This window comes from Pseudoxanthomonas sp. LjRoot206, from assembly GCF_056175725.1.
Genome location: NZ_JBGFFI010000006.1, coordinates 42,694 through 65,976 on the forward strand (window position 1 = coordinate 42,694; position 23,283 = coordinate 65,976).

The window sequence follows — 23,283 nt, forward strand, 5'->3', positions numbered from 1 at the left end:
CGCCGGTGACGAACGCCACCGACGTCATCGCACACCTGTTGCCGCGCAAGGCGGCCCCCATCCTCGAACGCCAGACCCGCCTGCCTTTCGGTTGGGGCCTGTGGCTGCGCGCATTGCCGGAGCGGCTGGGCCGCATCACGCGCGAGAAGGCCGACGCCATCCTCGACGTGCTGGCCGTCCACACGCCGAAGGCGCGGCGCGCGGCGCCGTTCCTGCCCAGCCGGTTCTACGCGCTCCGTTCGTTGTTCTACCAGGGCTGGGGACCGCCGCCGCGCGAAGAGCGTTGGCTGCGCTGGGCCGCGGCGTTCACCAGCGGAACGCTGCACCTGCTGTTCTTCCTGTTCCTGCTGTGGGTGGCGCTGGTGCAGATCCCGCCACCGCCCGAGGAGGCCGGCGACAGCAGCCGCGTCCGGCTGGAAATGATCGGCGAGGGCAGCCCGGAAGAAAGGGGCGGCGCGACGCAGGCCGGCGAAACCGCCGCCGAGCAGACGGCGAGCGCCGCGCCTGTCGCGCAACCGTCAGCGACGCCGGCGCCTGCCCAGCCGCAACCGCAACCGCAACCGAGCGAATCGTCGCCTCCGCCATCGGACGTCGCGGCGCCCACCATGGCGATGGACGTGCCGCCGGTTCCGCCGCGCGATGTGCCGGTCCCCGAGATCGCGGATCAACCGCTGCAGGTCACCGAAGTCGCCGAGCCGACCCGCGCCTTCGTGTTGCCGTCCGTCACGCCGCGACAGCCGGAGATCACGCAACCGGCGCAGCGGGAGGTGGGCGTGCCCACCCGCGAGATTCCCACCCCGGTCACCGCGCCCGTCGTGCGCCGCGACACGCCGGTGCGTGCCGTCGACGTGCCGGCGATGGCCACGCGCGACGCGGAGGTCCGTGAACGCGAGATGGCCACGCCTGCGCCGCAGGTGCGCGCGGTGCCGATACCGTCGCGCGAGGTATCGCCGCGCGCTGTCGCGACGCGGGAGCGCAACGTGCGGCAGGCCGAGGTCCGCGAGCCCTCGCCGCGGCCGTCTCCAGCGCCTGCACCTGCCGTCGCCGCGCCTTCGACGACGGGGGCATCGGCCTCGCCTTCGACGGCGAGTACACGGGCACCATCGACGGCGACCGCCGCACCGCGTGGCACCACGGCACCTTCATCGAGCAATGCGGGCCCGGCACCGGCAATGAAACCCGGCGGGTGGAGCACGCCGGCACGCACGGACGACTGGGGCAATTCGCGCCGCAACGTGGCGGGCGACAGCGCTGCCGACGGCCGCGACCAGGCCGGGCTCTACAACGCCGACGGCAGCCTGCGCGTGCCGGGCAACGCCGGTGATGCCACGGCGCAACGCGGCGCTCCGGGCGGCGGCAACGACCAGTGGACGCGCGAGCGGCTGGAAGAGGCGGGCACCTGGTTGCAGCGACCACCGTACGACTATGAGCCCACCAGCTTCGACAAGTACTGGGTCCCCAGCGAATCGCTGCTGGCCGAATGGGTGCGGCGCAACGTGCGCGAGGTCGACATCCCGATCCCCGGCACCAACATGAAACTGAAGTGCTCGATCTCGGTGCTGCAACTGGGGGGCGGCTGCGGCCTGGGCAGCCTGTTCCCCGAGCCGCCGAAGGCGCGTCCGCCGCCGGAGATCCCGGTCAAGCGCACGCCGATTCCGACCGACAGCTGATTGCGCGATGATGAAAGGTGTGTGGCAAGAGGGGGTGGTGCGGGGGCGACGTAAGTCGCGATAGGGCGCCACGGAGGTTCATCGCGACTTAGGTCGCTCCCACGGAACGCTTTGCCGCAGCTGCAAACAAGAACGGAGCCTTGCGGCTCCGTTCTGCATTTCCGATAGGGACAGGCTTACCTGTGCACGTTGTGCAGATCGCGCAGCTGCGACGGACGCGAGCCGAAATAGGCGGCGAGGTCGGAGATGTCCTGGTCGCTGAGGTTCGCGGCCTGCGGCGTCATCAGCGCGTGCTGGCGGTCGCCGCTGCGGTAGGCCTGCAGCGCATGCGCCAGGTAGTCGCCGTACTGGCCGCCCAGCTTGGGATACGTGTCGTCGATCGGCGCATTGCCTTCCGCGCCGTGGCAATCCACGCAGCTCTGACCGGTGGCCTGGCCCTTGGCCTTGGCGAGTTCCTCGCCCTTGGCGATGTGGCCCTTCGGCAGGCCGGCGGACGAACTGGAACCATGCTGACCGCTGGCATGGCCGGGATTCTCGGCCGAAGCCTCGGTGCTTTCCTTCGAGCAAGCCACCATGGTGAGGGCCGCGAACAGGACGATGGCTAGACGCTGGGCGTGCTTGGCGTTGGGCATGGTGGGCTTACTTGACGGTGGAAAGGAAAGCGGCGATGTCGGCGATGTCCTGGTCGGAGAAGCTCTGCGCCTGGGCCTGCATCGTGGGGTGCTTGCGGTTGCCGGTGCGGTACTCAGTCAGCGCGTTGGCCAGATAATCGGCCGACTGGCCGCCGATCTTCGGCACCTTGAAGCTCGGGTAGGCGTTCTTGTAGCCCTCGATGCCGTGGCAACCCTGGCAGGTGTAGCTGAGGGTGCGGCCAGTGTCGGCATTGCCGACCAGCGGCTTGGCGGCGGGAGCAGCAGCCGGTGCGGTGGCTTCAGTGGCGGCCGGCGCGGCGGCGGGGGCTTCCTGTTGGGCGGTCAGGGCGGCCAGCGGAAGGGCGGCCAAGGCAAGGCAAGCGGCGAGCGGCAGCGGTCGCATCATTCTCGGAGAACTCTCAGGTTGCGCGCGCCACGGACCACCGCAGCGCTTGGCTGAACGCAGTATAGCCTGCGACCGAATGCCGCGCACAGGCAGGGTCCGTGCGCGTAGCCCGCCGCCGCGTCCTTTGCCGCCGAATGGTTGCCTGGCAGCGGTGCGCGACGACGTTGGCAACAGCAAGGAACCCGCGCATCGGGAACGCCGGCGATCAGCCGTCGCGCCGACATCCACCGTCGCCGGCAAAGCGGGGCCGGCAGCAGCACGAACCTCGACGCAAGTCACCATGACCTTCGGCGCATGGAAGTCGTTCAGGGGTGATATACCTTCATACAACACCACCACAACACCACCACGGTACCGCACCATGTCCCGACCCCGCCCCCATTCCGGCCGTTCCTATCTGCGCCTCGCACTGGTCCCCGTGCTGTGCAGCCTGCTGGTCCTGTCCGCCTGCAAGGGAGGCGGCCCGACGCCCGAGGCCCAGGCCAAGAACGGCGACGCCCCGAAGGAACCCGATGCCATCCCGGTCGAGGTGGCCAAGGTCACCCATCGTCCGGTCGCCGCCAGCTACAGCGGCACCGCCGCGCTGGAGGCGCTGGGCGAGTCCCAGGTCGTCGCCAAGACCTCCGGTGTCGCCCTGGCCGTGCTGGTGGAGGAAGGGCAGGTGGTCCGCGCCGGCCAGGCGCTGGTGCGGCTGGACCCCGACCGCCTGCGCCTGCAGGTCGCCCAGGCCGAAGCGCAGATGCGCAAGCTGGAGAACAACTACCGCCGCGCGCAGCAGCTGGTCGAGCAGCAGATGATCAGCGCCAACGATGTGGACCAGATCAAGTACGACCTGGAGAACGCGCGCGCCATCTACCGCGCCGCGGCGCTGGAGCTGTCGTACACCACGGTCACGGCGCCGATCTCGGGCGTGGTGGCGTCGCGGTCGATCAAGTCCGGCAACTTCGTGCAGATCAACACGCCGATCATCCGCATCGTCGACCAGTCGCGCCTGGAAGCCACGTTGAACGTGCCCGAGCGCGAACTGTCCACGTTGAAGGCCGGCCTGCCGATCGCGCTGGCGGTGGACGCGCTGCCCGGCAAGGTGTTCCAGGGCACGGTGGACCGCATCGCCCCGGTGGTGGATTCCGGCAGCGGCACCTTCCGCGTGGTCGGCTCGTTCGCCAGCGACGGCGTGCTGCAGCCGGGCATGTTCGGCCGCATCCGCATCGACTACGACCAGCGCGCCGATGCGCTGGTGGTACCGCGCATCGCGCTGCTCGACGATGGCGACCCCGCGGTGTTCGCGGTGCGCGGCGGCAAGGCCACGCGCGTGCCGGTGAAGGTGGGTTACGTCGATGGTGAGTGGATCGAGGTGCGCGAAGGCCTGAAGGCCGGCGAGCAGGTCGTGACCGCCGGCAAGGTGGCGCTGCGTGAGGGCAGTGCCGTGCAGGTGATTGGCGCCGAAGCCGCGAAGGTCGCCGCCAAGCCGGAAGCCGCCAAGACCACGGGAAGCAAGCAATGAGCTCGCCTGGCCACGCACCGGGGGAGCACGACCCCCACGCGACCGGGGGCGATGGCACCGTGGGCGGAGGACTCGTCGAGTTCTCCACCCGCCGTCGCGTCACCGTGGCGATGTTCTGGATCACGTTGTTCCTGTTCGGCGTGATCGCGCTGTTCTCGCTGAAGGTCAACCTGTTGCCGGACCTCAGCTACCCCACGCTGACGGTGCGCACCGAGTACACCGGTGCCGCGCCCTCCGAAATCGAGACCCTCATCAGCGAGCCGGTGGAAGAAGCCGTCGGCGTGGTGAAGAACCTGCGCAAGCTGAAGTCGGTGTCGCGCACTGGCCAGAGCGACGTGGTGCTGGAGTTCGCCTGGGGCACGGACATGGACCAGGCCAGCCTGGAAGTCCGCGACAAGATGGAAGTGCTGCAGTTGCCGCTGGAGGCGAAGGCCCCGGTGCTGTTGCGCTTCAATCCCTCGACCGAGCCGATCCTGCGCCTGGTGCTGTCCAACAAGCAGGAGCCCAAGGACGACACCGACGCGATCCGCCTGCTCACCGAGCTACGGCGCTATGCCGACGACGACCTCAAGAAGAAGCTGGAGCCCGTCGGCGGTGTAGCCGCGGTGAAGGTCGGCGGTGGCCTGGAAGACGAGATCCAGGTCGACATCGACCAGCAGAAGCTGGCCCAGCTCAACCTGCCGATCGACACGGTCATCCAGCGCCTGCAGCAGGAGAACGTCAACGTCTCCGGCGGTCGCCTGGAAGAAGGTTCGCAGCGCTACCTGGTGCGAACGGTCAACCAGTTCGCGACGGTCGACGAGATCCGCGAGATGCTGGTGACCACGCAGAGCGGCGGCGACAACGCCGCCGCGTCTGCGGCGGCGCAGATGGCGGCGATCGCGGCCTCCACCGGGTCGGCCGAAGCGATGGCGGCGGCTGCATCGGTGCAGAGTGCCTCGGGCGGCGGTGGCAGCGTGGTCGCCGGCGGTATGCCGGTGCGGCTGAAGGACGTGGCCGACGTGCGCCAGGGCTTCAAGGAGCGTGAGGCGATCATCCGCCTGGCGGGCAAGGAAGCGGTCGAGCTGGCCATCTACAAGGAAGGCGACGCGAACACCGTGTCCACGGCCGAGGGGCTGAAGAAGAAGCTCGAACAGTTGAAGCAGCAGGTGCCGCCGGACGTCGAGCTGACGGTCATCGACGACCAGTCGCTGTTCATCGAGCACGCCATCGCCGACGTCCAGAAGGATGCCGTGATCGGCGGCGTACTCGCCATCCTGATCATCTTCCTGTTCCTGCGCGATGGCTGGAGCACGTTCGTCATCAGCCTGTCGTTGCCGGTGTCGATCGTCACCACGTTCTTCTTCATGGGCGAACTGGACCTGAGCCTTAACGTCATGTCGCTGGGTGGTTTGGCGCTGGCCACCGGACTGGTGGTGGACGACTCCATCGTGGTGCTGGAGAGCATTGCCAAGGCCCGCGAGCGCGGGTTGGGCATCCTTGAGGCGGCGATGGTCGGTACGCGCGAGGTCAGCATGGCCGTCGTGGCGTCCACCCTGACCACGATCGCGGTGTTCCTGCCGCTGGTGTTCGTGCAGGGCATCGCCGGCCAGCTGTTCCGCGACCAGGCGATGACGGTGGCGATCGCGATCGCCATCTCGCTGATCGTGTCGATGACGCTGATCCCGATGCTGAGCTCGCTGAAGGGACGGCCGCCGCTGGCGTTCCCGGAAGAAGCCCCGCATCCGGAGTGGAAGCCCGGGTCGCGCTGGCAGAAGCCGCTCGCGGCGACGGGCCGTGGCGTCGGTGCGGCCAGTCGTGGCGCGTCGTTCGGCCTTGCCTGGCTGGTGGTGCGCGCGTGGCGCGGACTGGCCGCCGTGGTGGGTCCCGTCATGCGCAAGGCCAGTGACCTGGCGATGGCACCGTACAACCGCGCCGAAGCCGGCTACATGCGCCTGCTGCCTGCATCGCTGCATCGCCCGTGGCTGGTGCTGGCGTTCGCTGCCGCCACGTTCGTGGTGGCGCTCGCCGCAGTGCCGATGCTGGGTGCGGACCTGATCCCGCAGCTGGCACAGGACCGCTTCGAGATGACGGTGAAGCTGCCCCCGGGCACGCCGCTGGCGAAGACGGATGCGCTGGTGCGCGACCTGCAGATCAAGCATGCCGGCGCCGAAGGCGTCCACGCGCTGTACGGCGTGAGCGGCAGCGGCACGCGCCTGGATGCGAACCCGACCGAGAGCGGCGAGAACATCGGCAAGCTGACGGTGGTCATGGCCAACGGTGGCAACGAGGCGATCGAAGCCCGTGAAACTGAAGCCTTGCGCGCGACGATGAAGGATCACCCGGGTGCGCAGGTCGACTTCAGCCGTCCGGAGCTCTTCAGCTTCTCCACGCCGCTGGAAGTCGAGCTGCGTGGACAGGACCTGGCCAGCATCGAGCACGCGGGCCAGAAGCTGGCGGCGCTGTTGCGCACCAATCCGCACTACGCCGACGTCAAGTCGACGGTGGAGCAGGGTTTCCCCGAAATCCAGATCCGCTTCGACCAGGAGCGCGCCGGTGCGCTGGGCCTGACCACGCGCCAGATCGCCGACGTGGTGGTGAAGAAGGTGCGTGGCGAAGTCGCCACCCGCTACAGCTTCCGTGATCGCAAGATCGACGTGCTGGTGCGTGCGCAGGAAGGCGATCGCGCCTCGGTGGAGAGCATCCGCCGGCTGATCGTCAATCCCGGCAGTGCACGCCCCGTGACCCTGTCCGCGGTCGCCGACGTGGTCGCCACCACCGGTCCCAGCGAAATCCATCGCGCCGACCAGGTGCGCGTGGCCATCGTGTCGGCCAACCTGCGCGACATCGACCTGGGCAGCGCGGTGCAGGAAGTGCAGAAGATGGTCGCCGAGAATCCGCTCGGCGCCGGCGTCGGCATGCATATCGGCGGCCAGGGCGAGGAACTGGCGGAATCGGTGACCTCGCTGCTGTTCGCCTTCGGCCTGGCGGTGTTCCTGGTCTACCTGGTGATGGCGTCGCAGTTCGAGTCGCTGCTGCATCCCTTCGTCATCCTGTTCACCATCCCGCTGGCCCTGGTCGGCGCGGTCGCCGCGCTGTTCCTGACCAACTCGCCGGTGTCGGTGGTGGTGTTCATCGGCCTGATCCTGCTGGTCGGCCTGGTGACCAAGAACGCCATCATCCTGATCGACAAGGTCAACCAGTTGCGCGAGGCCGGCGTGGCCAAGCGTGAAGCGCTGGTCGAAGGCGCACGCTCGCGCCTGCGCCCGATCATCATGACCACGCTGTGTACGCTGTTCGGCTTCCTGCCGCTGGCGGCCGCACCGCTGTTCGGCAGCCCGGGTGCGGAAGTCCGCTCGCCGATGGCGATCACCGTGATCGGTGGCCTGCTGGTCTCGACGCTGCTGACCCTGCTGGTGATCCCCGTGGTCTACGACCTGCTGGACCGCCGCGCCGACGACTACTACCTGGAACGCGGCCGTCGCGCCCGCAAGGCCGCGGCCATGCCGGCGCACGGGGAGGGCGAGCCCGCATGAGCGTCGCGGAGTTCAGCATCAAGCGGCCGGTCACGGCAGTGATGTTCTTCATTTCGCTGTTCGTGATCGGCCTGATCGCGGCGATCCGTCTGCCGCTGGAAGCCTTCCCGGAGGTGTCGCCGCCCTTCATCTTCGTGTCGCTGCCTTACACGGGATCGACGCCGGAGGAGGTCGAGCGCACGGTGCTGCGCCCGGCCGAGGAGGCGCTGTCGACGATGGCCGGCATCAAGCGGATGGAGTCGAACGCCAAGTCGGAAGGCGCGCAGATCTTCATCCAGTTCTCGGACTGGGACCGCGATGTCGCCATCGCGGCCTCGGAAGCGCGCGAACGGCTGGATGCGATCCGCGACGACCTGCCGGAGGACCTGCAGCGATACTTTGTCTTCAAGTTCTCCACCACCGACCAGCCGGTGCTGCGGGTGCGCCTGGCCAGCAAGGCCGACCTGACCGGCGCGTACGACATGATCGAACGCGAGTTCAAGCGCCGGATCGAACGCATTCCCGGCGTGGCCCGCGTGGACGTGTCGGGTGCGCCGCCGAACGAAGTCGAGATCGCGATCAACCAGGACCGCCTGACCGCGCACAACCTGAGCCTCAACGACCTGACCACGCGCCTGCAGGCGGTCAACTTCTCCATCTCCGCCGGCGTCATCAGCGACGGCCCGCAGCGACTGCGCGTGCAGCCGGTGGGCGAGCTGACCGACCTGCAGCAGCTGCGCGACCTGGTGATCGGCAGCGGCAACGTGCGGCTCGGCGACATCGCCGACGTGCGCCTGAAGCCGGCCCGCATGGACTATGGCCGCCGCCTGGACGGCCAGCCGGCGGTGGGCCTGGACATCTTCAAGGAGCGAAACGCCAACCTGGTGGAAGTGTCCAGCAATGCGCTGAAGGAAGTGGAAGCGATCCGCTCGCAGCCTTCGCTCAGCGACGTGCAGGTCAAGATCATCGAGAACCAGGGCGAGAACGTCACGTCCTCGCTGCTGGAACTGGCGGAAGCGGGCGTGATCGGCCTGGTGCTGTCGATCGTGGTGCTGTGGTTCTTCCTGCGCCACTGGCCGTCGGTGTCGATGGTGACGCTGGCCATCCCGATCTGCTTCGTGATGACGCTGGGCTTCATGTACTTCGCCGGCGTGACGCTCAACATCCTGTCGATGATGGGCCTGCTGCTGGCCATCGGCATGCTGGTCGACAACGCCGTGGTGGTCGTCGAAAGCATCTACCAGGAGCGCGAGAAATATCCGGACAATCCCATCTGGGCGTCGATCGTAGGTACCCGCCACGTGGCGATCGCGCTGTCGGCCGGCACGATCTGCCATTGCATCGTGTTCCTGCCGAACCTGTTCGGCGAGCGCAACTTCCTCAGCATCTACCTGGGACAGATCGCGGTCACCATCTCGGTCTCGCTGCTGGCCTCGTGGCTGGTGGCGGTAAGCCTGATCCCGATGATTTCCGCCAGGCTGAAGACGCCGCCACTGGTGCGCACGGAGACGGGCATCATCCCGCGCATGCAGAAGCGCTATGCCGGTTTCCTGCGCTGGACGCTGGAGCATCGCGGCTGGAGCGTGTTCGGCATCCTGCTGATCGTGGTCGTGAGCTTCGTGCCGATCAAGTTCACCAAGTTCGACATGTTCGGCGGTGACAGCGGCGGCGAAGCCGAGCTCTACTACCAGTGGAAGGGCGCCTACACCAAGGAGCAGATGTCGGACGAAGTGCTGAAGGTAGAGCAGTTCCTGCAGGCCAACCGCGAGAAGTACCACATCACCCAGGTGTACTCGTACTTCAGCGAGCAGGGCTGGGGCGGCACGCAGGTGAAGTTCGACACCGACAAGGCCAGCGAGACCAAGCCGCTGGTCGAACAACTCCGCAAGGACCTGCCGAAGTCGGCGCGCGCCAATATCGGCATCAACGGCGAGGGCGGCGGGCAGGGTGGCGGCGGCCAGCCAGGACAGAGCGTGTCCTTCCAGCTGGTCGGCGATTCGACGCAGACCCTGTCCGAGATCGCGAACGACCTGATCCCCATCCTCGCCAAGCGCAAGGAACTGCGTGACGTGCGCGTGGACGTCGGCGACCAGAACAGCGAGCTGACCGTGCGCGTGGATCGCGAGCGTGCGGCGGCGTTCGGCTTCAGCGCGCAGGAAGTGGCGCGATTCGTCAGCCTGGCATTGCGCGGCGCGCCGCTGCGCGAGTTCCGCCGTGGCGAGACGGAAGTGCCGGTCTGGGTGCGTTTCGCCGGAGCCGAGGACTACGGCACCGAGGACCTGGCCGGCTTCATGGTGCGCGCGCCCGACGGCCGCACCGTGCCGCTGTTGAGCCTGGTGAACGTGGCCGTGTTGCCGTCGGCCACACAGATCCAGCGCACCAACCGCCAGACGACGGTGACCGTGCAGGCGAACCTGGCCGAGAAGGTCACGGTGCCCGACGCACGCAAGGCACTGGAGGAAACGCTGAAGGACATGGCATTCCCGGCCGGCTACAGCTATTCCTTCGACGGCAGCGCATTCCAGGAAGACGATGAAGCGATGGGGCAGATGCTGTTCAAGACTGCCCTGGCCCTGGTGATGATCTACGTCATCATGGCGGCGGTGTTCGAGTCGCTGCTGTTCCCGGCGGCGATCATGAGCGGCGTGGTGTTCTCGGTGTTCGGCGTGTTCTGGCTGTTCGCGCTGACCGGCACGACGTTCGGCATCATGTCCTTCATCGGCATCCTGGTGCTGATGGGCGTGGTGGTGAACAACGGCATCGTGATGGTCGAGCACATCAACAACCTGCGACGGCGTGGCCTGTCGCGCACCGATGCGCTGGTCGAGGGCAGCCGCGAACGCCTGCGCCCCATCCTGATGACGATGGGCACGGCGATCCTGGCGATGGTGCCGATCGCGATGGCGAACACGCAGATGGCGGGCGACGGCCCGGCCTACGCGCCGATGGCACGCGCCATCGCCGGCGGCCTGGCGTTCTCGACGGTGGTCAGCCTGCTGTTCCTGCCGACCATCTACGCGATCCTGGACGACCTGCGCAGCGGCACCGCACGCACGATCAAGCGCGCAAGGCAGGGACGCGGCGGCACTCCGGCGACGGCCAGCAGCGTCGCAGCCATGCACGCGGAGTGAGCCATGGCAGAAAGGAAAAAGCCGGGCATCGCCCGGTTTTCTCTTTGGGTGACGCGTCGGGACGAAGGATCAGCCGACGAGTTTTCCGAGCATCCGCAGGCCGCCTGTCCACACGCCGATGGCGGTGCCCAGGCTGGTCAGGAAGAAGTTCAGCAGCACGCGCGCCACCCGGTTCTTCCACCAGCCACGCATCGTCTGCACGTCGTCGCGCAGCGCCATGAAGTCCGCATAGGTCGGTTTGCGCAGCGTCGCTTCCACGAACGCACTGACCGTGCCCGAGGCGAGCGCCGGATGCAGCGGCGTCAGGGGGGAGGAGATGAAGGCCGCGAGGATGCTGAGCGGATGCCCGCCCGCGATCGCGCAGCCGATGGCGCCCAGGACGCCGGTCGCCAGCACCCACTGCAGCAGCAGGTCGGAACCGACATCGACGCCGCCCTGCCAGAAGCCCCAGGCGAAACCGCCGATCAGGAACACGCCGATCACCAGCTCCATCCACGGGAAGCGCGACTTGGCCTTGACCACCTCGAGCGAGCGGCGGAGTTCGGCAGGATCGGCGGTGTCGTCCTTCAGGTGCCGGGTCAGGCCGGGCAGGTGGCCCGCGCCGACGACGGCGAGCACGCGGTAGGGCGACGTGGCGCCGACCGGCTTGCCGGTGGCGATCTGCCGCAGTGCCGACGCCATGTACTGGTCGCGCTCGGCGATGATGGTCTGGTAGAGCTCCGGGCTTTCGGCGGCGAATTCGCCGAAGCTCGATTCCATCATGTCGCCCTGCTTGAGCTTCTCGATCTCGTCGTCGCCGACCTCGTCGTCGCCGAACATGCTGGCCAGGATGCCGGCGCCGACCTTGGTCCGCTGCCACCAGCCCAGCGACTGCAGGGCGCGCTTGAAGGTCAGCCCCACCTCGCGGTCGATCAGGTGTACCGGCAGGCCACGCGCCTGCGCATCCAGTGCGCCGGCCTTGAGCTCTTCGCCGGGCTCGACGCCGAGCTGTTCGGCCAGGCGCCGCTGGTAGGCGGCCAGCGCGAGGTTGGCGGCGAACAGGTGGGTTTTGCCCTCGCGGATCACCTTCACCAGGTCCAGCCGTGCGAGCGTGTCGGGATCGGTCAGCGACTGCAGGCGGCCCGGATCCAGCTCCACGGCCACGCTGTCGTAGTCGCCGCTGGCGACGGCGGCGCGCACCGCATCGACGCTGGCGCGCGACACGTGGGCCGTACCGAGCAGGGTGTAGCGCACGCCGTCGCGCTCGACGATCTCGTGGGGTTGTCCATGCAGCGGATCGGCAACGGCATCAATCGATTCGGTCATCGCGTCATTCGTCTTTCGGAGGTGCGTCGGTACCGACGCCGAGGGAGCGCTGCATCTGCACGGTGTCCAGCCAGCGGTCGTGCTTCCAGGCGATGCCACGGAAGATACCGACCAGGGTGAAGCCGAACTTCTCGTGCAGGCGGATGGAAGCGGTATTGGTGGGTTCGCCGATGACGGCGATCATCTGCCGATAGCCGCGCGCTTCGCAGGCGTCGATCAGTGACTGCATCAGCGTGGCGCCGATGCCTTGGCCCTGGTGGCCGGGCACCACGTAGACGGAGTTCTCGACGGTCTTGCGATAGCCGGCGCGGGCGCGGTAGCTGCTGGCGTAGGCGTAGCCGACGAAGGCACCGTCGAGTTCGGCGACCAGGTAGGGATAGCCCGCGTCCAGCACGCCCTGCATGCGGCGCGCCATCTCGGGCTCGTCCGGGACGTCGTACTCGTAGGTGTTGACATGGTCGCGGACTTCGTCCGCGTAGAGGGCGGCGATGGCGGGCACATCGGCCGGCGTGGCATCTCGGACGATCAGCGGCACGCGCAAGCCTCAGTCGATGTAGCGCTTGAGCAGGTCGCCGTACGCATCGATGCGGCGGTCGCGCAGGAACGGCCAGATGCGACGCACGTGTTCGCTGCGCTGCAGGTCGACGTCGGCCATCAGGATGGTCTCGTCGCCGCCGGCTTCGGCGATGAATTCGCCCTGCGGACCCAGCACATGGCTGTTGCCCCAGAACTGGATGCCGGACGCGCCCAACGGCGACGGTTCATGGCCGACCCGGTTGCAGCTCAGCACCGGAAGGCCGTTGGCGACTGCATGGCCGCGGTGGCTCAGCACCCAGGCGTCGCGCTGGCGGTTCTTCTCCGGCTGTTCGTCGTCGGGATCCCAGCCGATCGCGGTGGGATACAGCAGCAGGTCAGCGCCGGCCAGCGCCATCAGGCGAGCGGCTTCCGGATACCACTGGTCCCAGCAGACCAGCACGCCCAGGCGACCCAACGATGTGTCGATGGGCGTGAAGCCGATGTCGCCCGGCGTGAAGTAGAACTTCTCGTAGAAGCCCGGATCGTCCGGGATGTGCATCTTGCGGTACTTGCCCGCGATGCTGCCGTCCTTCTCGTAGACGACGGCGGTGTTGTGGTACAGCCCGGCCGCGCGGCGTTCGAACAGCGACGACACCAGCACGACGCCATGCTGCTTGGCCAGGTTGCCGAGGCGTTCGGTGCTGGGGCCGGGGATCGGCTCGGCCAGGTCGAACTCGTTGACCGACTCGTGCTGGCAGAAGTAGGCGCCGTTGTGCAGCTCCTGCAGCAGCACCAGCTTCGCGCCTTGTTTGGCCGCCTCGGCGACGCGCGCTTCGATCACCGACAGGTTGGCGTCGGCATCGCCGTGGTTCTTTTCCTGGATCAGGGCAACGGGCAGGGTGGTGCGGCTCATCGTGCGAGGCGGGGGTATCGGGGGGAGGGCGCATGGTACCGCGTCCCCCGTGACGGCAGGCGTCCCGGTCATGAATGCGCGGGTTCAGGGCGTGCCGCTGGTCGCCTCCATTCGCCGCTGCCGCCGGCCCAGCGCGACGCCGGTGACTGCCCAGGCCACCGCCACGCTGGCGCCGATGAACATCGCGGCAGCGGGATGGTCGGCGAGCACGTCCAGCGCCCGCTTGACCCAGCCACTCAGCGCATCGCCGCCGCGGTAGACGACGGTGTCGATGAAATTCTTCGCCTTGTATTTCTGTTCTGCCGGCACGACGGTGTAGAGCATCTCGCGGCCGGGCCGCACGAAAGCGTACTCACCCGCGCGCCGCACCACCATCACCACGACGAACACCGCGAACACCGGCGACAGCGCCAGCCACAGGAAGCCACCGGCCATGATCACCGGCACCGCCACCAGCAGCACGCCCACGCCGAGGCGCTGCGCGATGCGACCGGTGATGAACAACTGGCTGAGGATGGCGAGTGTCTGCACCACGGTGTCGATCAGGCCGAAGACCTGCGTCTGTTCCTCTTTGCTGGCGAAGCGCTCGGCGACCAGCTTGGCCTGCTCGAAATAAAGGAAGGTGGTGACCGTCGCCAGCAGCAGCACGAAGAACGCGATGCCCAGCAGATAGGGCGAGCGGAACACGGCGGTCGCGCCGGCAAAGGGATTGCCGCCCAGCGGTCGTTGCCGCTGTTCGGAGGAACTGGCGCCGGCGGGCAGCGGATGACGGTCGCGCCAGCGATGCAGCCAGGTCGCGGTCGCCGCGCTGGCGCCGATCAGCACCGCCGAGACCAGCATCAGGCCGCCGTGCCCCAATGGCTTCACCAGCAAGGTGGTGAGCAGCGGACCGGCCAGGCCACCCAGGCTCGCGCCCGCGGCGATCAGCGCGAACAGGCGCTTGGCCTCGTGGCTCTCCATCACGTCGGCCAGCACGCTCCACGCCAGCGAGATCATCAGCAGATTGATGACCGACACCCAGATGTAGAAGGTGCGCGCCAGCCAGAGGTCGTCCGGCCACGCGAGCATCGCCGCGCCATAGCCCAGCAGGCTCGCCACGACCATGCCGAATACCCAGGGCACGATCCGCCGCCGCGACACCTTCGACGCGATCCAGCCGTACAGCGGCAGCACGATCAGGGTGGCAACGAAGGTGCCGGTGAACAGCCACTGCAGGTTGTCGACACCGCCCGCGACGCCCATCGTTTCGCGGATGGGCCGCAACATGAAATAGCCGGCGAACAGCAGGAAGAACATCGCCAGACCGGCGCCGACGACCGGCACTTCGTGGTCGCGGACATTGAACAGGCGGGCGAGCCAGCCGGCGATGCCGGGCGCGGGAGGGGTCGGCATCGGCTCAGGCCAGCGCGGCGATCAGCGCATCGCGCTGCGCCGGGGTCAGGTCCGGACCGGTGCCGGCCTTCAGGTTGTCGGTCTGCCGGTCGGGCTTGCCGGTCGCAGGAATCACGGCGGTCACCGCCGGATGGCTGAGGGCGAACTTCAGGAAGGCCTGCGCCCACGACGACACGCCAGCCTCCGCCAACGCAGGTGGCACCGGTTTGTCCTTGACCTGCGCAAACAGCTTGCCGTCCTCGAACGCTCGGTTGATCAGCACGGCGACGCCGAGTTCCTGGGCGAGCGGCAGCACGCGCTTCTCCGCACCACGACTGACGACGGAATAGTTGATCTGCAGGAAGTCCGGCTTCTCCGCCTGCACGACCTCGGCCAGCTCGTCCTGCGCACGTTCGACGTAGTGGGTCACGCCGACGTAATTCACCTTGCCCTGTGCCTTCAGTTCCCGTGCGACTGCCATCTGCGTCTTCAGGTCGCCCAGGTTATGGACCTGCAGCAGCGCGACCTTGTCGGTCTTGAGGCGCCGGAGGGTGTCCTCGAACTGCGCCATGCCGGCTTCGCGCCCGGTCACGCCGGACAGCTTGGTCGCCAGCCAGGCCTTGGCGGTGAGGTTCTGCTCCGCCAGCAGGGCGCCCATCACGTCCTCGGCGGTCCCGTAGGTGGGGGCGGTATCGATCAGGGTGGCACCCGCGGCGAAGAAGCGCGTCAGCACTTCCCGCAACGGATCCCGCTCGGCGGCGCTTTCGCCGACCTGGAAGCTGCCGGAGGTGCCCATGCCGATGACGGGGACGCGTTCGCCCGAAGACGGGATGGCGCGGGTGTTCAGCGGGCCCAGCGTAACGGGGGCGGGAGCCGCCTTGGAAGAAGCGCCGCGTGTCGCGTCCATGCCGCCGGCCTGGGCGGCGTCGCGGCAGGCCACCAGCCCGAGGCCGGCGGTGGCCAGCGCGGTGGTCGTCAGGAACTTGCGTCGTGAATACACGGCCGTCTCCTCGATCAGGGGAAACGGTGGTTATCAGTGATCAGCCGGAGCGAGATGTAAACGAAGCGTTCAATCTGCGCCCAACTGATGTCACGGTGCCACGAGCCGTGGCACCGACACTGCGCTCAACCCAGCAGGCCTGCCGGCAGTTGCATGGTGATGCAGTGGAGGCTGCCGTTCTGCCAGATAAGCGCACGGCACAGCACCTGGACGATCTCGCGGTCCGGGTAGGCTTCGGCGAGCACCGCAGCGGCCTGGTCGTCGGCAGGATCGCCGTACGCCGGCATCAATACGGCGCCATTGATGATGAGGTAGTTCGCATACGACGCGGCAAGCCGGCGGCCGTTGTCGATCACCGGCTGCGCCCAGGGCAGCGGGAACGGGCGGTACGGGCGGCCGTCGGCGGTGCGCAGCGCGGCGATATCGGCGGCCATCGCCTGCAGTTCCGCATGGTGGACGTCGCTGGCGTCGTCGCAGGCCTGGTAGACGATCGCGTCGCCAGGTGCGAAGCGGGCGAGGGTGTCGATGTGGGCATCGGTGTCGTCGCCTTCCAGATAGCCATGATCCAGCCACAGCACCCGGTCCTGCTTCAGCCAGCGCGCCAGCTTGTCCGTGAGTTCCTCGCGGGACGCATCCGGATGACGTTCGTGCAGGCACCGCCACGTGGTCAGCAATGTGCCGGCACCGTCGGTCTCAATGCCGCCTCCTTCCAAAGCAAAATCAATGCTTTGAACGAAATAATTATGAAACAACTGCAGACCGGAAAGTTCTCCGACCAGGCGGTCATCGCGGCTCGCTTCGTACTTCCCGCCCCAGCCGGTGAAACGGAAATCGAGCAGCTTGAAGCGGTCGCCGTCACGCAGGGTAATGGGGCCCGAGTCGCGCAGCCAGGTATCGTCGTATTCGGCCGGCACGAAGCGCACGCGCTCCATGTCCACGCGCGCGGAACGCAACCGGGCCTCGGCGTAGGTCTGCAGGTCGTCGTCGGCGACGCAGATCACCACGGGCTGGAAGCGGGTGATCGCGGCCACCAGGGCGACGTAGGTTTCCTCGACATCGGCGAGGCGGTCGGCCCAGTCGGTCTCGGCATGCGGCCAAGCGATCAGGACCGCGGATTGGGGTTCCCACTCCGCGGGGAAGCGATAGGCATCGGTCATCGGATTACGGGGCGCGTGGGGCGCCGGTCAGCGGATGGGAGGCTTCGGGCCGATTTCCTCGGCAGAGGCCTTGTTCAGGACCACGTCGATGACGCGGCTCTTCTCGAAGTAGACGGTGAATCCCGGATAGACCCAGCGATGGATCACCGGCCACTGGCGCTTCTGGCCGCCGCGCGGCTCCAGCTTCTGCTGCGGGGCGCCGAAGCGGGCCTCGACGTCGGCCGTGGTCTGTCCACGAACCGGTGCTGCGGCGAGCTGTTCCTGGGTACGTTCGATCAGCAGCGTATCGGCGGATGCAGGGCCGGCAAGACCGAGCAGGGCGATCAACGGAAGTGCGAGGGCACGACGGCTCATGGTGGAACTCCCCTGGATGATCTGCCTTTTATAACAAAAGGCAGGCAACAAAAAACCGCCCGAAGGCGGCTTTCCGCGCATTGCCGGCCGGAGCCGGCAGTGCCGTCGCTCAGCGCTGGCGCGCCTTGAAACGGGGGTTGGACTTGCAGATCACGAAGACCTTGCCGCGGCGGCGGACCACCTTGCAGTCGCGGTGACGGGCCTTCGCCGACTTCAGGGAGGACAGGACCTTCATGAGTTGAAACCTCGGCTAAAAGAATATGGGGTGAAGCGAAGCCCGCTATTCTAGCGGCAATTCCGTTGGCTTATCAAGCGGTTGCATCGGGCGTGCCTGGCGCTGTCGTCCTGGTCCCGGTCGCGGACGCCATAATAGGGGTGAAAATTCCCTGGAGCCGCCATGTCAGACACCATTCCCGTCCTCACCATCGATGGTCCCTCGGGGGCCGGCAAGGGTACCGTGAGCCGCCTCGCGGCCAGTCGCCTGGGCTGGCATTACCTGGACTCCGGCGCTCTGTACCGGGCCGTGGGCGTGGCGGCCAGCTGGGCCGATCTGGACGTGTCCGACCCCGCCGCCCTGGTCCGTTGCGCCTTCGATACGCGGGTAAGCTTTCGCGAATCGGAGCAGGGATTGCGGGTGATCGTCGACGATCTGGACGCTACCGACGAGCTTCGTCTCGAAACCACTGGCGCGTTGGCTTCCGCCATCGCCGCCATTCCCGAGGTCCGCTCAGCGCTCAAGGAGCGCCAGCGTGCATTCCGGCAGCTACCCGGCCTGGTCGCCGACGGCCGGGACATGGGGACCGTCATCTTCCCGGACGCTCCTTACAAGGTCTTTCTGACCGCAAGCGCCGACGAACGGGCCGAAAGGCGCTATAAGCAGTTGAAAGACAAAGGGGTTTCCGTCACAATCGACGGTCTGCTACGCGAGATCCTCGCCCGCGATGCCCGTGACGCCCAGCGCACGGTGGCGCCCCTGAGGCCGGCCGACGACGCCGTCCTCATTGACACCACCGGCCTCGGCATCGACGCGGTCGTCGAGCGCGTGCTGGCCCTGGTGCCTGCACGCGCAGGTTGATTCCCGCGCTGCAGAAGGTCCGTGCGGAATCCTCCGCATGGTTTTCCAACCACAACACTCACGGCCATACGCATCCCGCGCAGGCCGACAACGGGTGGACCGTCCGCATTCACGTGCGCCGGTCTGTGTCATCAACCGAGTATTTTTCAATGACCGAATCATTTGCCGAACTGTTTGAACAGAGCCAGACCCAACTGGCCAAGCTGAAGCCGGGCGCCATCGTCACCGGCGTCGTCGTGGAAGTCCGCAACGACGTCGTGGTGATCAACGCCGGCCTGAAGTCCGAAGGCATCGTGCCGATCGAACAGTTCCGGAACGACGCCGGCGAAATCGACGTGGGCGTGGGCGACGAAGTGAAGGTGGCCCTCGACTCGATCGAGAACGGCTTTGGCGAAACCGTCCTCTCGCGCGAGAAGGCCAAGCGCGCCATGGTGTGGGACGAGCTGGAGCAGGCGCTCGAGAAGAACGAGACCATCACCGGCCGCATCAGCGGCAAGGTCAAGGGTGGTTTCACCGTCGACATCAAGGACGTCCGCGCATTCCTGCCGGGCTCGCTGGTCGACGTGCGCCCCGTGCGCGACCCGGGTTACCTGGAAGGCAAGGAGCTCGAGTTCAAGCTCATCAAGCTGGATCGCAAGCGCAACAATGTGGTCGTTTCCCGCCGTGCGGTGGTCGAGAGCGAGCATTCGGAAGAGCGCGAGCAGCTGATGGACAAGCTGCAGGAAGGCGTGGTGTTGAAGGGTGTGGTCAAGAACCTCACCGACTACGGCGCGTTCGTCGACCTGGGCGGCATCGATGGCCTGCTGCACATCACCGACATGGCCTGGAAGCGCGTGCGCCATCCGTCCGAAGTCGTGGAAGTCGGCCAGGAGCTGGATGTCCGCGTGCTGAAGTACGACCGTGAGCGCAACCGTGTCTCGCTGGGCCTGAAGCAGCTGGGCGAGGATCCGTGGGACAACATCGCCCGCCGTTACCCGGCCAACAGCCGCGTGTTCGGCAAGGTCTCCAACGTCACCGATTACGGCGCGTTCGTCGAGATCGAGCCGGGCGTCGAAGGCCTGGTGCACGTGTCCGAGATGGATTGGACCAACAAGAACGTCAACCCGTCCAAGGTTGTCCAGGTTGGCGATGAAGTCGAAGTCATGGTGCTGGACGTGGACGAAGAGCGTCGCCGCATCTCGCTGGGCATGAAGCAGGTCGCCGCCAATCCGTGGGAAACCTTCGCGGCCACCCACAAGAAGAACGACAAGGTGTCCGGCCAGATCAAGTCGATCACCGATTTCGGCATCTTCATCGGCCTGGACGGCGGCATCGACGGCCTGATCCACCTGTCCGACATCAGCTGGAACACCACCGGCGAAGACATCGTGCGCAACTTCAAGAAGGGCGACACGCTGGAAGCCGTGGTGCTGGCCGTGGACCCGGAGCGCGAGCGCATCAGCCTGGGCGTGAAGCAGCTGGAGCAGGATCCGTTCGGCCAGTACATGGCGGCGCACCCGAAGGGCTCGAAGGTCGAAGGCACGGTGAAGGAAGTGGACGCCAAGGGCGCCACGGTCGAACTGGCCGACGGCATTGAAGGCTACGTGATGGCCCGCGACATCAGCTACGACCGCGTGGACGATGCCAGCCAGCACCTGAAGATCGGCGACAAGGTCGAAGCCAAGTTCATCGGTATGGACCGCAAGGGCCGCACGCTGCAGCTGTCGATCAAGGCGAAGGACGAGGCCGAGACCGCCGAGGCGCTGGCCGAGTACAACAAGTCGGCCGCCGAAGCGTCCACCGGTACCACCAGCCTGGGCGCGCTGCTGCGTGCACAGCTGGACGGTGGCAAGTCCGAGTAAGCGGCTCGCGCCGTTGCAGTATCACCCGCAGTAACGTTCCCCACCGGCCCGGAAACCCCGGGCCGGTGCGGGTACATCCGCCCGAATTCCGCACGCGATGACCAAATCCGAACTCATCGAGATCCTCAGCCGCCGCCAGCCGCACCTCAAGGCAGAGGACGTGGATCTGGCCGTCAAGGCATTGCTGGAAATGATGGGCGGCGCTCTTTCGCAAGGCGATCGCATCGAGATCCGCGGCTTCGGCAGCTTCTCGCTGCACTACCGCCCGCCGCGCATGGGTCGCAATCCGAAGACCGGCGAGTCTGTCGCGCTGCCGGCCAAGCATGTCCCCCATTTCAAGCCGGGCAAGGAGCTGCGCGAACGCGTCAGCGACGTCACGCCCATCGAGGAAAGCGGGGAGTAATCCCGCCCGCTCCGGCGCGTGTCGTTCCGCGTCGAGTCCGTTAAGCTAGGCGCCGTCCTGCAAGGAGTCGCCTGATGAACATGTTCCGCCTGGTCGTCGCACTGCTGTTCCTGGCCTACGGACTCATCATCGGCGTGCTCAATACGCAGCCGATCACGTTGAAGCTGCTGTTCACCGAATTCCAGACCTCATCCGGCGTCGGCATCATGCTGTCGCTGCTGCTGGGCGTGGTGGTGGGTGGGTTGATCGTGGTCGCCACACTGGTATGGCCCCTGTACGCGAAACTGCGCAAGGCGAACCGCGCGGCGGCGTCGACGGCCAGCGCCGGCAGTTCCACCGTCGACGGTGGTCTCTGAGCCATGGCGTTCCTGACCGAGTGGTTCTGGTTTTTCCTGTTCCTGCCGCTGGCAGCACTCAGTGGCTGGATCATCGGCCGCCGCGGTGGACAGCGACACGGCGACACGCAAGTCAGCCGGTTGTCGAGCACCTACTTCCGTGGCTTGAACTACCTGCTCAATGAGCAGCCGGACAAGGCGATCGAGCTGTTCCTGCATATCGCGGAGCTGGACAAGGAAACCTTTGAGACTCAGGTCGCCTTGGGGCATCTGTTCCGACGTCGCGGGGAAGTGGATCGTGCGATACGCCTTCACCAAGGTTTGGTCCAGCGCGCCGACCTTAGCGATGCACAGCGTGTCCAGGCGCTGCTCGCCCTGGGCGAGGACTACATGCGATCGGGGCTTCTCGATCGTGCGGAAACGGTCTTCACCGATCTTGCCCAGATCGACCAGCGTGCGCCCCAGGCGCTCAAGCACCTGATCGGCATCTACCAGGCGGAACGCGATTGGGAAAAGGCGATCGACAATGCCCGTCGCTATGAAGAGGTGACGGCCGAGCCGATGGGAAAATTGGTGGCGCAGTTCGAATGCGAACTCGCCGAACGCCATCGTACGGCGAACAACACCGAAGAAGCGCGAGCGGCGGTGGCTCGCGCGTATCAGGCGGATGCGGGCAGTGTGCGCGCGGGCATCATCGAAGGGCGCATCGAGGCGGATGCCGGCAGTGCCGAAGCCGCCGTACGTGCCTTCGAACGTGCCGCGCGGCACGATCCCGACTATCTCCCCGAGGTGTTGCCCAGCCTGCTGGCCAGTTATGACCAGGTGGGTGATCTGTCAGGCGCGCGCGCCTTCCTGTCCGAGATGTGCGAGCACTATCGCGGCATTGCTCCAGTGTTGGCGCTGACCAAGCTGGTTGAGCGCCAGGATGGCGTGGCTGCTGCACGTGCTTACCTGGCCCGGCAGTTGAAGGATCGTCCGTCGGTCAGAGGCGAGGCTTCTTTGATCGACCTGACACTCGCCGAAGGCGCGGATCCTGCCGCCACGCTGCACGATCTCAAGCACATTACTGACCAGTTGCTGGTCCGGAATCCCAGCTACCGCTGCACGCGCTGTGGCTTCGGTGCCCGCACGCACCATTGGCAGTGCCCGAGCTGTAAGGAGTGGGGGACCGTAAAGCCTCTGCTGAACTACGCGGTGGTGTGATGCCCGCTGTGTATGCATGGGTGGGGTTGCTTGCTGCGAGCGCCGCGGTAGCGACCTGGATCGCGCGGCGCTATGCGCTGCGCAGCAATCTCGTGGATCAGCCGGGCGATCGGCGCAGCCATGCGGTGGCGACACCGCGTGGCGGCGGGATCGCCATCGTGCTGGTGGTGCTGCTAGCAGGTCTATATCTGTCGACACGACATGCTTCAGGGGGGGCGTTGTGGCTGGGCTTCCTGCCTGGACTCCTGATCGTGGCGGGTATCGGCTGGTGGGACGACCACAAGCCCCTGTCGCCGTGGCTGCGCCTGGTAGTCCAGGGTGTCGCAGCGTTGGCTCTGGCTGCAGGTGCGGGGTGGGAAAGCGGCCAGTGGTTACCGGCGCTGCTCGCCTTCGGGGCCGCCATGGTGCTGGTTAACGTCTGGAACTTCATGGACGGGATCAACGGCTTGGCTTCCGGCCAAGCCGCGCTGGCCGCGCTCGGTTACGCCGCGTTGCTGACCGGCGAGTGGCATTGGCTGGCGCTGGCGCTATTGGCGGGATGCGTGGGGTTTCTGCCTTTCAATTTCCCGCGCGCCCGTATTTTCCTCGGGGATGTCGGCAGCGGAGCGCTGGGATACGTACTGGCGGCCCTGCTGGCGGCGGGCCTTATCCAGTTGCCCGAGGACAGAGCCCCCTTGCTCCTGGTCCCGCTCTGGGTGTTCCTCGTCGACGCCGGCTTCACGCTTGCCGGGCGCATGCTGCGTGGTGAGCGATGGTGGACGCCCCATGTGGGCCACCTCTATCAAGTTGCAGCGCGGCGCGTTGGACATACGTTGGTAACAGTGATTTACATAGCATTCGGCGGTGTTGGCTTATTGTTAAACTGTGTGTGGGCACCGGCGACGTTCTCGGCTGCAGCCTGCGCAGTGGTTGCGCTTTACGGGGTGGGTGGAGCGCTGTGGGTTTTATTGCGCCGAGGATGGCGCGGCTAGTA

General features: G+C 66.9%; 20 protein-coding genes. 10 read left to right on the top strand and 10 right to left on the bottom strand.

Annotated elements, in window-relative coordinates; translation table 11 throughout:
* The first annotated feature begins 5 nt into the window (after positions 1–5).
* Positions 6–1,670: a DNA polymerase III subunit gamma/tau domain-containing protein gene (locus tag AC04MD_RS17765; protein WP_475498597.1), complete on the top strand. Its 1,665-nt coding sequence runs from the start codon at positions 6–8 to the stop codon at positions 1,668–1,670.
* Between the two features lie 176 nt (positions 1,671–1,846).
* Here AC04MD_RS17765 and AC04MD_RS17770 read toward each other — a convergent pair whose 3' ends face one another.
* Together AC04MD_RS17770 and AC04MD_RS17775 are read right to left on the bottom strand one after the other, a co-directional pair.
* Entirely contained in the window at positions 1,847–2,302 is a 456-nt protein-coding gene (locus AC04MD_RS17770) for a c-type cytochrome (protein ID WP_475498598.1), read from the bottom strand.
* Positions 2,303–2,309: 7 nt separating this feature from the next.
* The gene (locus AC04MD_RS17775; RefSeq protein WP_475498810.1) at positions 2,310–2,705 is read right to left on the bottom strand and encodes a c-type cytochrome; all 396 of its coding nucleotides are present in this window, start codon (positions 2,703–2,705) and stop codon (positions 2,310–2,312) included.
* A gap of 364 nt (positions 2,706–3,069) precedes the next feature.
* On the opposite strand from AC04MD_RS17775, the gene AC04MD_RS17780 reads away from it, so the two are divergent.
* From AC04MD_RS17780 to AC04MD_RS17790, 3 genes are read left to right on the top strand one after another with little or no spacing between them, the layout of a single operon-like run.
* Complete coding sequence (locus tag AC04MD_RS17780) at positions 3,070–4,212, top strand: efflux RND transporter periplasmic adaptor subunit (RefSeq protein ID WP_475498599.1); 1,143 nt, start codon at positions 3,070–3,072, stop codon at positions 4,210–4,212.
* Entirely contained in the window at positions 4,209–7,727 is a 3,519-nt protein-coding gene (locus tag AC04MD_RS17785) for an efflux RND transporter permease subunit (RefSeq protein ID WP_475498600.1), read from the top strand. Before AC04MD_RS17780 ends, AC04MD_RS17785 begins: the two co-directional genes overlap by 4 nt.
* A complete protein-coding gene (locus tag AC04MD_RS17790; RefSeq protein WP_475498601.1) occupies positions 7,724–10,837 on the top strand; it encodes an efflux RND transporter permease subunit in 3,114 nt (1,037 codons plus the stop codon). Before AC04MD_RS17785 ends, AC04MD_RS17790 begins: the two co-directional genes overlap by 4 nt.
* A 69-nt stretch (positions 10,838–10,906) precedes the next feature.
* Here AC04MD_RS17790 and AC04MD_RS17795 read toward each other — a convergent pair whose 3' ends face one another.
* The 8 genes from AC04MD_RS17795 to ykgO all read right to left on the bottom strand — a co-directional run bounded on the left by AC04MD_RS17795 (position 10,907) and on the right by ykgO (position 17,688).
* Positions 10,907–12,142 (bottom strand): TraB/GumN family protein, encoded by a 1,236-nt coding sequence (locus AC04MD_RS17795; RefSeq protein WP_475498602.1) that lies wholly within the window; start codon positions 12,140–12,142, stop codon positions 10,907–10,909.
* Between the two features lie 4 nt (positions 12,143–12,146).
* Complete coding sequence (locus AC04MD_RS17800) at positions 12,147–12,677, bottom strand: N-acetyltransferase family protein (protein ID WP_475498603.1); 531 nt, start codon at positions 12,675–12,677, stop codon at positions 12,147–12,149.
* Between the two features lie 9 nt (positions 12,678–12,686).
* Positions 12,687–13,571, bottom strand: coding sequence for a carbon-nitrogen hydrolase (locus tag AC04MD_RS17805; protein WP_475498604.1), 885 nt, complete (start codon positions 13,569–13,571; stop codon positions 12,687–12,689).
* An 84-nt stretch (positions 13,572–13,655) separates the two neighbouring features.
* Complete coding sequence (locus tag AC04MD_RS17810) at positions 13,656–14,963, bottom strand: NTP/NDP exchange transporter (RefSeq protein WP_475498605.1); 1,308 nt, start codon at positions 14,961–14,963, stop codon at positions 13,656–13,658.
* 4 nt (positions 14,964–14,967) lie between these two features.
* On the bottom strand, positions 14,968–15,942 hold the full coding sequence (locus tag AC04MD_RS17815) for an aldo/keto reductase (RefSeq protein WP_475498606.1): 975 nt from the start codon (positions 15,940–15,942) through the stop codon (positions 14,968–14,970).
* Between the two features lie 125 nt (positions 15,943–16,067).
* Positions 16,068–17,099 (bottom strand): agmatine deiminase family protein, encoded by a 1,032-nt coding sequence (locus AC04MD_RS17820; RefSeq protein ID WP_475498607.1) that lies wholly within the window; start codon positions 17,097–17,099, stop codon positions 16,068–16,070.
* Positions 17,100–17,126: 27 nt separating this feature from the next.
* Positions 17,127–17,453 carry a hypothetical protein gene (locus AC04MD_RS17825; protein WP_313926915.1) on the bottom strand — a complete coding sequence of 109 codons (327 nt, stop codon included), beginning with the start codon at positions 17,451–17,453 and terminating at the stop codon, positions 17,127–17,129.
* A 109-nt stretch (positions 17,454–17,562) separates the two neighbouring features.
* Complete coding sequence (ykgO, locus tag AC04MD_RS17830) at positions 17,563–17,688, bottom strand: type B 50S ribosomal protein L36 (RefSeq protein ID WP_010342887.1); 126 nt, start codon at positions 17,686–17,688, stop codon at positions 17,563–17,565.
* 162 nt (positions 17,689–17,850) lie between these two features.
* Between ykgO and cmk the strand changes: the two genes are divergently transcribed.
* The 6 genes from cmk (at position 17,851) to AC04MD_RS17860 (ending at position 23,281) form a co-directional block, all read left to right on the top strand.
* Positions 17,851–18,528: a (d)CMP kinase gene (cmk, locus tag AC04MD_RS17835; RefSeq protein ID WP_475498608.1), complete on the top strand. Its 678-nt coding sequence runs from the start codon at positions 17,851–17,853 to the stop codon at positions 18,526–18,528.
* Between the two features lie 149 nt (positions 18,529–18,677).
* Positions 18,678–20,369 carry a 30S ribosomal protein S1 gene (gene rpsA, locus AC04MD_RS17840; RefSeq protein WP_475498609.1) on the top strand — a complete coding sequence of 564 codons (1,692 nt, stop codon included), beginning with the start codon at positions 18,678–18,680 and terminating at the stop codon, positions 20,367–20,369.
* A 97-nt stretch (positions 20,370–20,466) separates the two neighbouring features.
* A complete protein-coding gene (locus AC04MD_RS17845) occupies positions 20,467–20,772 on the top strand; it encodes an integration host factor subunit beta (RefSeq protein ID WP_055944733.1) in 306 nt (101 codons plus the stop codon).
* 74 nt (positions 20,773–20,846) lie between these two features.
* Positions 20,847–21,128 (top strand): lipopolysaccharide assembly protein LapA domain-containing protein, encoded by a 282-nt coding sequence (locus tag AC04MD_RS17850; RefSeq protein WP_475498611.1) that lies wholly within the window; start codon positions 20,847–20,849, stop codon positions 21,126–21,128.
* A gap of 3 nt (positions 21,129–21,131) precedes the next feature.
* Positions 21,132–22,310 (top strand): lipopolysaccharide assembly protein LapB, encoded by a 1,179-nt coding sequence (lapB, locus tag AC04MD_RS17855; protein ID WP_475498612.1) that lies wholly within the window; start codon positions 21,132–21,134, stop codon positions 22,308–22,310.
* Positions 22,310–23,281, top strand: a complete 972-nt coding sequence (locus AC04MD_RS17860; protein WP_475498613.1) for an MraY family glycosyltransferase — start codon at positions 22,310–22,312, stop codon at positions 23,279–23,281. The genes lapB and AC04MD_RS17860 overlap by 1 nt, the downstream gene beginning before the upstream one ends.
* Positions 23,282–23,283: the final 2 nt, after the last annotated feature.